9 protein-coding genes are annotated in these 13,457 nt (G+C 71.9%); 4 read left to right on the top strand and 5 right to left on the bottom strand.

Features of this window, described 5'->3' with window-relative positions:
* Positions 1–123: 123 nt before the first annotated feature.
* Positions 124–3,444, bottom strand: a complete 3,321-nt coding sequence (locus AB0I49_RS27690) for a S8 family serine peptidase (protein ID WP_363229824.1) — start codon at positions 3,442–3,444, stop codon at positions 124–126.
* Between the two features lie 279 nt (positions 3,445–3,723).
* Here AB0I49_RS27690 and AB0I49_RS27685 point away from each other — a divergent pair, with 279 nt between their 5' ends.
* The 3 genes from AB0I49_RS27685 to AB0I49_RS27675 all read left to right on the top strand — a co-directional run bounded on the left by AB0I49_RS27685 (position 3,724) and on the right by AB0I49_RS27675 (position 7,593).
* The gene (locus AB0I49_RS27685) at positions 3,724–4,185 is read left to right on the top strand and encodes a VOC family protein (RefSeq protein WP_363229823.1); all 462 of its coding nucleotides are present in this window, start codon (positions 3,724–3,726) and stop codon (positions 4,183–4,185) included.
* Positions 4,186–4,504: 319 nt separating this feature from the next.
* Entirely contained in the window at positions 4,505–6,256 is a 1,752-nt protein-coding gene (locus tag AB0I49_RS27680; RefSeq protein WP_363229822.1) for a TIGR03767 family metallophosphoesterase, read from the top strand.
* 131 nt (positions 6,257–6,387) lie between these two features.
* A complete protein-coding gene (locus tag AB0I49_RS27675; RefSeq protein ID WP_363229821.1) occupies positions 6,388–7,593 on the top strand; it encodes a serine hydrolase domain-containing protein in 1,206 nt (401 codons plus the stop codon).
* A gap of 22 nt (positions 7,594–7,615) precedes the next feature.
* Here the strand turns inward: AB0I49_RS27675 and AB0I49_RS27670 are convergent, their stop codons facing one another.
* Complete coding sequence (locus AB0I49_RS27670; RefSeq protein ID WP_363229820.1) at positions 7,616–8,662, bottom strand: hypothetical protein; 1,047 nt, start codon at positions 8,660–8,662, stop codon at positions 7,616–7,618.
* A 251-nt stretch (positions 8,663–8,913) separates the two neighbouring features.
* Positions 8,914–11,553 (bottom strand): aminopeptidase N, encoded by a 2,640-nt coding sequence (gene pepN / locus AB0I49_RS27665; protein ID WP_363229819.1) that lies wholly within the window; start codon positions 11,551–11,553, stop codon positions 8,914–8,916.
* Between the two features lie 140 nt (positions 11,554–11,693).
* Between pepN and AB0I49_RS27660 the strand changes: the two genes are divergently transcribed.
* Complete coding sequence (locus AB0I49_RS27660; protein WP_363229818.1) at positions 11,694–12,329, top strand: disulfide bond formation protein DsbA; 636 nt, start codon at positions 11,694–11,696, stop codon at positions 12,327–12,329.
* A gap of 1 nt (position 12,330) precedes the next feature.
* On the opposite strand, the gene AB0I49_RS27655 is transcribed toward AB0I49_RS27660, so the two are convergent.
* Entirely contained in the window at positions 12,331–12,540 is a 210-nt protein-coding gene (locus AB0I49_RS27655; RefSeq protein WP_363229817.1) for a hypothetical protein, read from the bottom strand.
* 128 nt (positions 12,541–12,668) lie between these two features.
* A complete protein-coding gene (locus tag AB0I49_RS27650) occupies positions 12,669–13,310 on the bottom strand; it encodes a superoxide dismutase (protein ID WP_363229816.1) in 642 nt (213 codons plus the stop codon).
* Positions 13,311–13,457: the final 147 nt, after the last annotated feature.

Raw genomic sequence — 13,457 nt, 5'->3', positions numbered from 1 at the left:
AGTCGTCGCCAGGTGCACCGTGTAGGGCGTAGCGGTGTGTACCGGAGCGCGTACGGGCGTGGCGGCGCGTAACAGCCGGGGCGGGCGCCCCTGCGCGCGCCCGCCCCGGCCTCACTCAGTGCGTCACCCCACCACCTTCTCGATCTTCACCGCGCCGCTCCCGGCCACCGTGCCCGAGGCGGTCAGGAGCTGGACCTCGCCGAAGAGGGCGCGGCCGGCGGGCGGGGCGGCCGCCGCGATGACCTCGGCGCTCACCTCGGCCTTGGCGCCGGACGCCAGGCGGACCGGCCTGGTCTCGTCCGTGCGCAGCTCGCCCAGCGACGGGGCGTAGTAGACGTCGCGGTAGTCGTACGCGGTGGAGCCGGACGGCACCGAGTAGCCGGATATCTCGATGGTGTACTCGCCGGCGGGCGGCTTGGGAAGGGAGACGGACTCCTCGGAGTCGCCCTTGGTGGAGGACGCCACGACCTTGCCGTCCTTGTAGACGCTGAGGTCGAGGTCGGCCTTGGCGTCGGAGACGCGGCCGATCGACGCGTCGAGGCGGGTGACGCCCTCGCCCAGGGTGACCTTGGTGGTCCGCGTCTCGCCCTGCTTGATCGTCGGCCGGTCGGTCACCGAGGAGCCGAGCTTGCCGCCGCGCAGCTTGCCGTCGATGGCGGCGAAGCCGTTGGCGGCGGTCCAGGAGACGGCGGCCGGCGTGCCGGCCTTGACCTCGGGGAGCGTGCGCTCCGCCGGGTCGAAGGCGGCGCCCAGCGCCGTGGCCGTCAGCGTGAACGGGTTGTCCAGGTGCGGTGACGTGCGCCGGGACTCGACCTCGAACTCCCAGACGCCGGGCAGCGGGTCGGGGTACGAGCGCAGCTCCGGGCGGCAGGTGTTGGCCGGGTTCGGGTAGTTCGGGTAGCAGTTCGGCGTGGACGTGGGGTCGGCCGGGACGCCGTACGGGCTGATGGCGATCCACCGGGTCTGGCTGCCGGACCGCAGGCCGCTCATCGCGACCTCCAGCGACTTGGCGCCCTTCGGCACGTTCACGAAGTACGACGTGGTGGCGTTGCGCTGGACGGAGCCGGACTCCTTGACCGCGTACGACGGCTGCGCGAGGGGCTGCGCGGCGACGACCGTCGTCAGGATCTGCTTGTCGACGGGCCACGTGTGGTCGTCGTTCACGGTCAGGATCGCGCTGTGCACCCCGGCGGTACGGGCCTTGGCGCGCACCTTGACGGTGACCGGCCGGTTCAGCGGCAGCTTGACCTCGTCGTCGCCGACGATGCGGAACGTGCCGTCGTTGTTCTTCCACTCCAGCTCGTGCCAGATGGGGCGGTCGGGCCCGGTGGTGCGGGTGATGCTGATGTCGTACGTCCGGTTCTCACCCGTCTTCAGGCCGCCCTCGCGGTCGTAGAGCCCGGTGCCGAACCCCGGCGTCTTGAGCGAACCGGCCAGCGAGGTCTTCACCGGCGCCTTCACCGCGTACTCCTGGACGCTCACGCCGTCCCGGATCGCCTCCCACGCCTCGTTCACGTCGATGAGGCCGGCGCCCTGCGCGTACGCCTGGACGCCCTTGATCTTCTTGGCGGTCGAGGTCAGCGCCGTGCGCAGCTCGGCCGGCGGCAGCGCATGGCGGCGCTCCTTGGCGGCGGAGATCAGCAGCGCGGCAGCGCCCGTGGCCTGCGGGGACGCCATCGAGGTGCCCTGGAGCATCGCGTAGCCGGGCGGCAGGTCGTAGCCGGCCTCGGCGACCGGCGCTCCCGGCTCCCAGGTGGGCACGGTGTTGACGGACGCGCCCGGCGCGGTGAGGGTCGGCGTGAAGCCGCCGTCCTCGCGCGGGCCGCGCGAGGAGAACGGCATCATCGCGTTCTTCGTCTCGACCACGGACCCGTAGTCGGCGGCCCAGGTGTCCTTCGACACGGACGCGCCGACGCTGATCACCTTGTCCGCCACGGCCGGGTCGCCGATGGTGTTGACGCCGGGCCCGTCGTTGCCCGCGGAGATGACGAGCTGGACGCCGTAGGTGTCGATGAGCCGGGTGTACAGCTCGGCGCGCGCGTTGTTGCCGTCGTTCAGCGGCGGCAGCCCGCCGATCGACATGTTGACGATGTCCACGCCCCGGTTCACGACCAGGTCGATCATGCCCTCGGTGAGCGCGACGGTGGTGCAGCCGCCGCTCCACGTGCAGGCGCGCGAGGAGACGAGCTTCGCGCCGGGGGCGGCGCCGTTCATCCGGCCGCCGAACAGCCCGTTCGCCGCGGTGATGCCCGCGACGTGCGTACCGTGCTCGGACTCGACCACGCCGATGTTGACGAAGTCGGCCTTCTTCCCCGTCCAGTCCCCGCCGTACGGGTCCATCGGCACGTCCTTGCGGATCTCCACCACGAAGGGGATGCGCTCGGCGATCGGGGTGGCCGGGTCGTCCTTGCCGAAGTAGCCGACCTGGTGGTCCTCCTTGTACGGCCGCATCTCCTCGTCGTCGCCGAAGTCGCCGTCGTCGTCGAGGTCCACGCGGACGGTGCCCTTGGCCGGGTCGTAGAGCACGGCCCAGGAGTCGGTGGTGTCGCCGTCCCGGTTCAGGTCGCCCTTCATGTCGCCGCCGGCCGTCGCGCTCTCCCGGAAGAGGCTGACCTTGTACGAGCCTTCGGGCGCCCGGTACGTACGGCCGTTGAAGGAGAAGGCGGGGCCCTTGACGGACGTCGTCATGGGCCGCCAGGTGCCGTCCTGGTCCACTATCGGGTCGGTCGCCGTCACCCAGTCGGTGATCTTGCGCTCGCCGGTGGTGGTCTTCGCGAGCGCCGGGTGGCCGAGATCGACGCCCGAGTCGAGGATGCCGATGGTCACGCCCCGCCCGTCGGCTTTGGGGTGCTCCTGCACGAAGTCCACGGCGCCCGTCTCGTGGGCGGGCTGGTACGGGTTCTTCGCCGGAGTGTGCTTGCCGGGCGCCGGGTACGCGGCCTTGCCGCCGGTCCGCGCTGCCTTCATCCCCGTCGCCTCGTCGCCGCGCGGCGACGGGTCCGGGAGCTTGATCTCCTGCTTGAGGTCGATGCCGTGCACCGAGTCGAGCTTCTGCGCCTTGGCGATGACGGCGTCCGCCTGCGAGGTCGGCACGGTGGCCCGTACGTAGCCGAGCTTGTCGTACGTACGCCCCACCGAGCCGCCCTTGACCGCGTCCAGTTCCCCGGCGACCTGCGCGGTGCGGCCGGGGGCGGTGGCGATCATCAGCGTGACGTTCTTGTCGCCGTCCGCCTTGGCGTCGGCGAGCAGCTGGGCGTCGTGCGGGCCGAGCTTGGCCGCCGCGGCCGTCTTGGCGGGGCCGGCGCCGGGGTCCGACCCCGGTCCGTGGTCCGCGGCCAGCGCGGGGATCGGCGCGGCGAGCGCGGCCACCAGGCCCGCGGCTACCGCTATTCGGGCCGTGCGTCTCGCGCCGCCGGCGGACGGGGCTTGAGGATCAGAGGTCATCGCGTCCTTCTTCGGTCTTCGGTGCTGAAGGTCCGGAATCCGAGAATCGACACCGGATGACCGATCACTTTCACGCAAGTGATGGCTGTTTGGGGAGGGTTGTCGGTGCCCAAAGTAATGATGGCGTAAATCCGCCATGTGCCACAGGTGAGGAAACGGCAATAAAGCCGTCAAGCGGTCAGCCCCTGTGACCCCGTTGACCGCCTTCGAAGAGCGCTCCTACTGTCGTCAGGAACGGGCGGCCGGGAGCGGCCCGGTCCCCGGCGGGAGGGGAACCCCATGGCCTCGGCCACACTGCGCACCGGGCACGTCGGCCTCAACGTCACCGACATCGACCGCTCGATCGCCTTCTACACGCGGGTGTTCGGCTTCGAGGTGCTCCGCGAGGGCGCGGCCGACGCGGGGGAGGGCCGCCGCTTCGCGTTCCTCGGCCGCGACGGGGAGCTCGCGGTCACCCTCTGGCAGCAGGCCGGCAGCCCGTACGACGGCGACCGCTCCGGCCTGCACCACCTCGCCTTCGAGGTCGACCGGATCCAGGACGTACGGGCCGCCGAGGCCGTCCTGCGCTCCATCGGCGCGGACTTCCACTACGAGGGCGTCGTACCGCACGGGCAGGGCACGCCGTCCGGCGGCGTCTTCTTCCACGACCCGGACGGCATCCGGCTGGAACTCTTCGCCCCCTACGGCGCGGAGGGGCTCGCGGCGCCGGTGATGGAAGCGCCTACGTGCGGGTTCTTCTGAAGCCCGTGGTGAACGGGCGGCTGCCCGCGGTCCGGCTGTGGTGAACGGGCGGCTGCCCGCGGGCCGGTAGTGCGCCGGGCGCGTCGCGCCCCTTATGCGCCGGGCGCGTTCCCGCGCCCGGTGAACTGCGAGTGAGCGCCGGCGCTCCATTCGGCGATTCCCGCATGGCGATTCGCAACAGCCAAGATCCATGTGAAGCGATCGGCGGCGGCCGTTGCCGTCGAGTTAACGCCCAGGTCATCCCCGATGCCAACGATCCTCTGTGACAGGTCGGCCACGGCCGCCCGCCACATTCGCGTTCGCACTCGGGGAGACAGGCATGTCACGCAGGTCCCGTATCCGCTCCGCAGCCGCCGCCCTCGACCGCCGTACGTTCCTCACCGCCACGGGCGCCGTCGGCGCCGCCACCGGCCTCGGCCTCGCGTTCGGGCCGGGCGGAGGCTCGGCGACCGCTTCCCCGACCGCCGCCCCCGGCGCGGCCGAGAGCGTCGGGGCAGCCGCCCGCGAGGTCCCAGCCGTCCCCGCCGCCCCCTCGGCGAAGGGCACCACCCTCGCCTCCGCCGCCGCCCCGCGCGGCTCCGGCCCCTTCCGGCGGCTCGGCGACGGCCCCGGCTGGCCCCGGCAGACCCGCACCGAACTCGCCGCCGCCAAGAAGGGCCGCGCGGACCGCCGCACCACCGTCGCCTCCTTCGTGCACTTCACCGACCTGCACCTCACCGACGTCCAGCACCCGCTGCGCTACGAGTTCTTCCGGGCCGGCAACATCGGCTCCTGGCGGCCCCACGAGGCGCTGACCATGCCCGGCGTCGTCTCGCTCATCGAGCGCGTCAACGCGCTGCGCACCGGCCCCGCCACCGGCTCCCCGCTCTCCTTCGTGATGACCACCGGGGACAACGGCGACAACAACTCGAAGGCCGAACTGGACTGGTTCCTCACCGCCATGGCCGGCGGCCGGATCACCCCCAACACCGGCGACCCCCGCCACTACGAAGGCGTGCAGAACTCCGGACTCAAGCTCTTCTGGAACCCCGAGAGCACGCTGCGCGACGCCGACAAACAGCACGGCTTCCCGCACCTGCCGGGCTATCTCGCCGCCGCCACCCGCACCGTCAACAGCCCCGGCCTCGCCGTCCCCTGGTACTCCACCTACGGCAACCACGACGGGCTCTCCGGCGGCTGCTACCCGGGCGTCGGCAGCTTCATCGCGGACGTCGCCACCGGGAACCGCAAGCTCCAGTCCATCGGCGCCGCCGAGGCCAAGCGCATCCTCGACGGCGAGGCCGGCGGCGTGGACCCCAAGGGCAAGCACATCGAGGAGCTGCTGCGCGCGCACCGCAAGGACATGCGCACCATCACCCCCGACCCGCGCCGCGCCCCCACCACCACCCGCGACTACCTGGCCGCGCACCTCGACCCGGCGCACACCGGCGCGGGCCCCATAGGCCACGGCTACGGCAAGGACAACCTCGACGCGGGCACCCTCTACTACTCCTTCCGGATCTCCGACCGCGTCATCGGCATCAGCCTCGACTCCACCGATCCTGGCGGCCACTACCAGGGCTCCCTGGGCACCGCCCAGCTCCGCTGGCTGGAGCGGACCCTGACCGAGCACAAGGACCAGTACGCGCTCGTCTTCAGCCACCACCCGAGCTGGAGCATGAACAACGCGACCCCCGACCCGGCCCGCCCCGGCGAGGCCCGGCACCAGGGCGACGAGCTGATCGCCGTGCTCCGCCGCCACCGCAACGTGCTCGCCTGGATCAACGGCCACAGCCACAAGAACAAGATCGAGCCGCGCGGCACGTTCTGGGAGGTCTCCACCGCCTCGCACGTCGACTACCCGCAGCTCGCGCGCGTCATCGAGGTGACGGACAACCACGACGGCACCGTCTCGCTCTTCACCACCCTCGTCGAGTCGGCCGCCCCGCACCGCACCGACTTCCACGACCTCTCCCAGACCGGCCTCGCCGCCCTCTACCGCGAACTGGCCTTCAACGCGCCGGGCGCGAGCACGGACCTCGTCGGCCGGTTGGGGGACCGCAACACCGAACTGCTGCTGCCGCGGCGCTGATCCGCGGCCCCGCGCCGGTACGCGCGTACGCCCTGTGGCCCGAACTCATCGCAGTGGCGGGGGCGGAGCAACGGTGCGGGCCGTGCCGGAGTCCTCTCGGGTGCATGTCCGCGACCGTTGGAGGAATCGCCATGACCACTCGCACGGCAAGGAACGGACTGATAGGGGCGGCGGTGAGCGCCGCGCTGACCGTGGCGGCGCTCGCCGCCCCCGCCCAGGCGGAGACGGGCCGGGGGCACGGCCACACCGCCACGCAGCAGGCCATGGACGCCCAGGTGGCGGCCGGGGTTCCGGGGGCACTGGGGCAGGCGCGGGACGAGAACGGGACCTGGAACGGGTCCGTCGGCGTCGCCGACCTCAGAACGGAGCGCCCCCGCAAGACCGCCGACCGCTTCCGGGCCGGCAGCATCACCAAGGGATTCGTCTCCACCGTCCTGCTGCAACTGGAGGCGGAGGGGGAGCTCAGCCTCGACGACACCGTGGAGCACTGGCTGCCCGGCGTGGTCAAGGGCCACGGCAACGACGGCTCCAAGATCAAGATCCGCCAGCTCCTCAACCACACCAGCGGGCTCTTCAACTACACCGCCGACCCCGAGGTGGCCCACGCGCTCTCCGACGGCTTCTTCAAGCACCGCTACGACACGAAAACCCCCGAGCAGCTGGTGTCCGTCGCCATGTCGCACAAGCCGGACTTCGAGCCCGGCACCGCCTGGAACTACTCCAACACCAACTACGTCCTCGCCGGAATGATCGTGGGCGAGGCGACCGGCCACTCGTACGCCGCCGAGATCGAGCGGCGGATCATCGAGCCGCTGGGCCTGCACGGCACCTCGCTGCCCGGCACCTCGGCGCGGATGCCGAACCCGCACGGACGCGCGTACAGCCCGCTCACCGCCGAGCCGAACGCCGAGATCCACGACGTCACCGAGCTGAACCCCTCGTGGGCCGGCGCGGCCGGCGAGATCATCTCGACGACGGGCGACCTCAACCGCTTCTACCGGGCGCTGATCGGCGGCCGCCTCCTGGAGCCGAAGCAGCAGAAGGAACTGCTGACCGGCGTGGCCGTCGACCCCACCGACACCACCTTCCGCTACGGCCTCGGCGTCATGTGGACGAAGCTCTCGTGCGGCCAGGAGATCTGGCTGCACGACGGCGGCATCCACGGCTCGCTCTCCCTGGCGACCGCCACCCCGGACGGCCGCCACACCGCCGCCTTCAACCTCAACGGCGACTGGGCGGGCGAATGGGACTCCGTGATGGAGGCCGAGTACTGCGGCAAGGTCCCCGCGCCCGGCGCCCGGACGCCGCTGGACAAGGCGCTCGGCGCACTGCGCTGACCCACCCCGTGAGCCCCAGGGCTCACCTCGGCATGACCACCACATAAGCGGCCGGGTCGCGGTCGTCCGCCGCCATCAGGGCGGTACGGACCACCGCGGCCTGCTGCTCCGCCGCCTCCCGCAGCTTCACCGGCGACAGCTGGACGACCGTGATGCCGAGCCGCTCCAGGAGCTGCCGCCGGCGAGCGCGGTCGAGGCGGACGGCGTCCGCGTCCGCCTCGGCGCACGGCGAGCGCACATCGATCTCCACCGCCACGGCCTGCTCGGGCCAGTACGCGTCCACGCCGCCCAGCGACGGGCCGCCCGCCGCCCGGAGCTCGACGTTCCACACCGGCTCGGGCAGCCGGTGCCCGCGCACCATGGCGTACAGCGCGGTCTCCGCGAGCGCCCGCCCCTCCGCGACCAGCGTGTCGACCGCGTCCACGACGTGCGGACGGGTCAGCAGCCGGGCCCGGCCCAGCTCCCGCATCGCGGCCCCCGCGTCGCAGTGCCCGCCGCGCACCGCCTCCGTCAGCAGCCGCCGCACCGCGACCGGCTCGCCGAGCTGCGCCACGGCGTCGGCGAGAGCGCGCTCCACGGGGGCCACCGGCACCCCCGTGGCCTCCTGCGGCTCCGGCAGCTCCACCGCCCGTACGACCTGCACGAATCCGGTGGAGCGCAGCCGGCGGGTGCGCGGCACGAGGACGCCGATCCGGTCGAGGGAGAGCAGCGGGGGAGCGGCGGCGAACCGGCGCAGGGCGAGCGCCGCCAGCCCGGTGATCATCACCTCGCCGTACGGGCCCGGCCCGGCCGCCCGGCCCGCGCGCCGGGACTGCGACGGCACGCCCTGGGGGCGGTACGCGGTGTACAGCAGCGCGGCATGCAGCCGCTCCTCGCTGGTGGGCGGTCCGGGGTGGAGCAGGAAGACCCCCGGCAGCAGCTGCTGCCAGGGGCCGCCGGGGCGGCAGCGGTCGGCGGCGTCGGCGCCGCCGACGCCGTGCTCGCGCAGCTGCCGGGTGGTCAGCACCCGCAGCCGTACCCCGTCGAGAGGGAGCGGAGGGCGCGCGGGGAGCGGGGTGTCGTGGTCCATGCCCCGGCCATTCCCGCGCCCCGTCCGCCTCCTAACCGCTGTTACACGCTCGTCGGCAAATCAGGACAAGGCAGCCCTAAAGTACGGACGTTCGACTGCCGAAAACGCCCCGTCGGCGGACGCGCCCCGTACGGCCCGTACGGACGGCCGCGTACCGCCCGGCAGCCGTACGGACGGCCCCGTACCGTACGGGCGTCCGTACCGAAGGCCCGTACGGCGTACCCCCGCGGCCCGTACGGACGCCGGGCGGCTCAGTGGTCCCCGGCCGCCGTGTCGCACTCCTGCGCGCGCAGCGCCCGCGCCAGGTCGTCGCGCTCCTCCAGGACCAGGCGGCGCAGCGCCGCCGGGGTGCCGCCGCCGGCGGGGTGCTCCGCCAGCCAGGCGTCGGCCGCCGCCAGCGTCGCCGGGTCGTCCTGGAGCGCCGGGAACAGCCCGCGGACGATCGCCATGCCGATCTCGATGGAACGGTCCCGCCAGACGCGGTCGATGGCCGCGAAGTACTTCGGCGCGTACGGCGCGAGGAGCTCGCGCTGACCGGACTGGTCGAAGCCGGAGATAGTGGCCTCGACCAGCGCGTTGGAGAGCGCGTCGGACTCCACGACCGTCGCCCACGCCTGGTCCTTGACCGCCGCCGAGGGGCGCGCCGCCAGGCAGCGCACCTGGTGCCGCTTGCCGGAGGCGGTGTCGTCGCGCGCCAGCTCGGCCGCGATCAGCGCCTCGTCGGCCGCGCCGTGCGCGGCCAGCGGCTCCAGCAGCGTCCAGCGCAGCTCCTGGTCCACGTCGAGCCCGTCGATCTTCGCGGTCCCCTCCAGCAGGCCGCGCAGCAGCTGCAGATCCGCGTCCTCGCCCGCGACCTGGGCGAAGAACCGCGCCCACGCGAGCTGGTGGCCGCTGCCCGGCTCGGCGAGCCGCAGCTCGCTCAGCGCCGCCTCGGCGAGCAGCCGGGAGCCCTCGGTCCGCCACCGCGGCGCGGCGTAGTGGGTGAGCGCGGTCTTCGCCCACGCGTGCAGCATCTGGAGCACGCCGATGTCGGACTCGGCCCCGCCGAACCGGCGCACCAGGTCGAGGAAGTCGCGGGCGGGCATCAGAGCGTCGCGGGTCAGGTTCCACAGCGCGGACCAGCACAGCGCGCGGGCCAGAGGATCGGTCAGCTCGTCCAGGTGCGCCCGCAGGGTGGCGAGCGACCCCTCGTCGAAGCGGACCTTGCAGTACGTCAGGTCGTCGTCGTTGACCAGGATCAGCTCGGGGCGCTCGGCCCCGGCCAGCTCCGCCACGACCGTACGGGGCCCGGCGACGTCCACCTCGGCGCGGGCGTAGCGCACCAGCCTGCCGTCGGCGTTCTCCCGGCGGTAGAGGCCCACGGCGACGCGGTGCGGGCGCAGCTCGGGGTGCGACTCGGCGGCCTCCTGGAGCACGGCGAGCTCCGTGACGCGCCCGGCGGCGTCGTAGGTGGCCTGCGGGGTGAGCGAGTTGACGCCCGCGGTCTGGAGCCAGGAGCGCGCCCAGCCGGCCATGTCGCGGCCGGAGGTCTCGGCCAGCACGGAGAGCAGGTCGTCCAGGGTGGTGTTGCCGTACGCGTGGCGCTTGAAGTAGCGCCGCGCGCCCTCCAGGAACGCGTCGCGCCCCACGTACGCCACGAGCTGCTTGAGCACGGACGCGCCCTTGGCATACGTGATGCCGTCGAAGTTGAGCTTGGCGTCCTGGAGGTCGTCGATGTCGGCGGTGACCGGGTGCGTGGAGGGCAGCTGGTCGGCGCGGTACGCCCAGGACTTGCGGCGGTTGGCGAAGGTGATCCAGCCGTCCTTGAACCGGGTCGCCTCGACCAGCGCGAACGCCCCCATGAAGTCGGCGAACGACTCCTTGAGCCACAGGTCGTCCCACCACCGCATGGTCACCAGGTCGCCGAACCACATGTGCGCCATCTCGTGCAGGATGACGTTGGCCCGGCCCTCGTATGACGCCTGCGTCACCTTGCCGCGGAAGACGAACTCCTCCCGGAAGGTCACACAGCCCGGGTTCTCCATCGCCCCGATGTTGTACTCCGGCACGAACGCCTGGTCGTACTTGCCGAACGGGTACGGGTAGTCGAAGTTGTCGTGGAAGAAGTCCAGGCCCTGCTTGGTGACGGTGAAGATGTCGTCCGCGTCGAAGTGCCTGGCCAGCCCCTTGCGGCAGAGCGCGCCCAGCGGGATCTCCAGCGTGGTGCCGTCGTCGAGGGCGCGGCTGTAGTGGTCGCGGACGTAGTGGTACGGGCCGGCGACGACGGCCGTGATGTACGTCGAGATCGGCTGCGTACGGGCGAAGCGCCAGGTGGCGGCCGCCGTGCCGTCCGCCGCGGCCTCCGCCGGGGCCGGCTCGCCGTCCTGCGCGCCGTTGCTCAGCACGGTCCACTCGGCCGGGGCGGTCACCTCGAAGGCGAACGGGGCCTTCAGGTCGGGCTGCTCGAAGCAGGCGAAGACGCGCCGGGAGTCGGCGGGCTCGTACTGCGTGTAGAGGTAGACCTCGCCGTCCTCGGGGTCGGTGAAGCGGTGCATGCCCTCGCCGGTCCGGCTGTACGCGCACCGCGCGTCCACCACCAGCACGTTCTTCGCGGCCAGCCCCTCCAGCGCGACGCGCGAGCCGTCGAAGACGGCGGCCGGGTCCAGCTCCGTGCCGTTCAGCTCCACCCGGGTCACGGACGGCGCGAGCAGGTCCACGAAGGTCGCGGCGCCGGGCTCGGCGCAGTCGAAGCGGATGGTGGAGACGGAGCGGAAGACGCGTGGCGCGCCCGGCTCGGCGCCGCCGCCCGGCCCGACGGCGGACCGCAGGTCGAGCGCCACGTCGTAGCCCTCCACGGTCAGCAGGCGGGCCCGCTCGCGGGCCTCGTCACGGGTCAGGTTCTCACCGGGCACGACGTGTCTCCCTCTGCTGCGTCTCTGTGTCTTCTGTGTGTCGTATGTCGAACACTTGGAATCATGGCACGGTGCCCGATTGTTGAATCGCTGACCGAGGTCCCCTGGCGCCCGACGGCGCCACGACGAGGAGAGAACCCGTGTCCGAGACCGTAAAGACTCCCGCCGATTTCTGGTTCGACCCGCTCTGCCCCTGGGCCTGGATGACCTCCCGCTGGATGCTGGAGGTGGAGAAGGTCCGTCCGGTCGAGGTCCGCTGGCATGTGATGAGCCTGTCGGTGCTCAACGAGAACCGGCTCGACGAACTGCCCGAGAAGTACGCCGAACTCACCAAGACGGGCTGGGGCCCGGTGCGCGTGTGCGTCGCGGCCGCCCAGCGGTTCGGCGACGAGGTGCTGGCCCCGCTCTACACCGCGCTCGGCACCCGCATCCACCTCCAGAAGATGGGGCGCGGCCGCGACATGATCCTGGCGGCGCTCGGGGACGCGGGGCTGCCGGCGGACCTCGCCGACGCCATGGACTCCGACGCGTACGACGACGCGGTGCGCGCCTCGCACCAGGAGGGCATCGACCTGGTCGGCCAGGACGTCGGCACGCCGGTCATCGCCGTGCCGGGCGACGGCGGCGAGCGGATCGCCTTCTTCGGCCCGGTCGTCACCCCGGCCCCCAAGGGCGAGGAGGCGGCGAAGCTGTGGGACGGCACGCTGCTGGTCGCGTCGGTCAAGGGCTTCTACGAGCTCAAGCGCAGCCGCACCGAGGGCCCGAACTTCGACTGAGTCAGCGCAGGGACTCGGGGAGGGTGAACCCCTTTCCGAACTTGAAGTAGTGCTGGACGCGCCGGCAGTGTCCGTTGTCGCAGCGCCGGTAGTTCCCGGCCTCGGCGCGTCCTACCTGTGCGAGGACGTAGTCGAACTCGTCGTCCGTGAGCCTGCGGAAGTTCTGCATGCGGTCGCCGCAGTTCTTGCAGCGTTTGGATGGGTCGGCCATAACGTCAGAGTCGGCCGGAACCGGGCATACCGAAAGGCCCCCGCGAGTCACGTCCTCGCGGGGGCCTTTCCTCTATCCGCCTGCCAAGCGAAGGTTGAGAAGACGATCACGAGGCAGGACGCTCTCCGCTACGGCGCCAGCAGCAGGTTGTTGGCCCGCTCCTTGGCGGCGGTGTAGCGCTTGGCCACGTCCTGCCAGTTGACGACCTGCCACATGGCCTCGATGAAGTCCACCTTCTGGTTCTTGTACTGAAGGTAGAAGGCGTGCTCCCAGGCGTCGAAGACCAGGATCGGGACCGAGCCCTGGCCGACGTTGCCCTGGTGGTCGTAGATCTGCTCGACGATGAGGCGGCCGGTGACCGGCTCGTACGCGAGGACGCCCCAGCCCGAGCCCTGCGTGGTGGCCGACGCCTTGGTGAGCTGGGCCTTGAACTTGGCGAAGGAGCCGAAGGACTCCGCGATGGCGTCCGCGAGGCCGCCCACGCCGTCCTTGTCCAGCGGCTCGCCGCCGCCGTCACCGGTCATGTTGTGCCAGTAGATGGAGTGCAGGATGTGGCCGGAGAGGTGGAAGGCCAGGTTCTTCTCCAGGCCGTTGATCGACCCCCACTGGTCCTTGTCCCGAGCCTCCTCGAGCTGCTCCAGGGTGTCGTTCGCACCCTTGACGTACGCCGCGTGGTGCTTGTCGTGGTGCAGTTCGATGATCTCGGGGCTGATGACCGGAGCCAGCGCCGAGTAGTCGTACGGGAGTTCAGGAAGTGTGTAGATGGCCATGCCGAGCCCTCTCCGACTGCGTGTTGCAATTAACTTGCAGGTAGACGCTACCAGCAGGAGCAATCCAAACGCGGGAAAGGGTGGCGGCCTGCGACAAAAGACCGAGGCGGGGTAGGTCCTGAAGATCAGGACCCGCCCCGCCCCGGC

This window comes from Streptomyces sp. NPDC050617 (assembly GCF_040654795.1).
Classification (GTDB): Bacteria; Actinomycetota; Actinomycetes; order Streptomycetales; family Streptomycetaceae; genus Streptomyces.
This window is presented reverse-complemented; position numbering and strand designations above follow the sequence as displayed.

What these genes read in the sequence shown, in the direction of transcription:
- AB0I49_RS27650 (WP_363229816.1), bottom strand. Translation starts at nt 13,310, where the DNA reads ATGGCCATCTACACACTTCCTGAACTCCCGTACGACTACTCGGCGCTG.
- AB0I49_RS27675 (WP_363229821.1), top strand. Translation starts at nt 6,388, where the DNA reads ATGACCACTCGCACGGCAAGGAACGGACTGATAGGGGCGGCGGTGAGC.
- AB0I49_RS27670 (WP_363229820.1), bottom strand. Translation starts at nt 8,662, where the DNA reads ATGGACCACGACACCCCGCTCCCCGCGCGCCCTCCGCTCCCTCTCGAC.
- AB0I49_RS27655 (WP_363229817.1), bottom strand. Translation starts at nt 12,540, where the DNA reads ATGGCCGACCCATCCAAACGCTGCAAGAACTGCGGCGACCGCATGCAG.
- AB0I49_RS27690 (WP_363229824.1), bottom strand. Translation starts at nt 3,444, where the DNA reads ATGACCTCTGATCCTCAAGCCCCGTCCGCCGGCGGCGCGAGACGCACG.
- AB0I49_RS27680 (WP_363229822.1), top strand. Translation starts at nt 4,505, where the DNA reads ATGTCACGCAGGTCCCGTATCCGCTCCGCAGCCGCCGCCCTCGACCGC.
- AB0I49_RS27685 (WP_363229823.1), top strand. Translation starts at nt 3,724, where the DNA reads ATGGCCTCGGCCACACTGCGCACCGGGCACGTCGGCCTCAACGTCACC.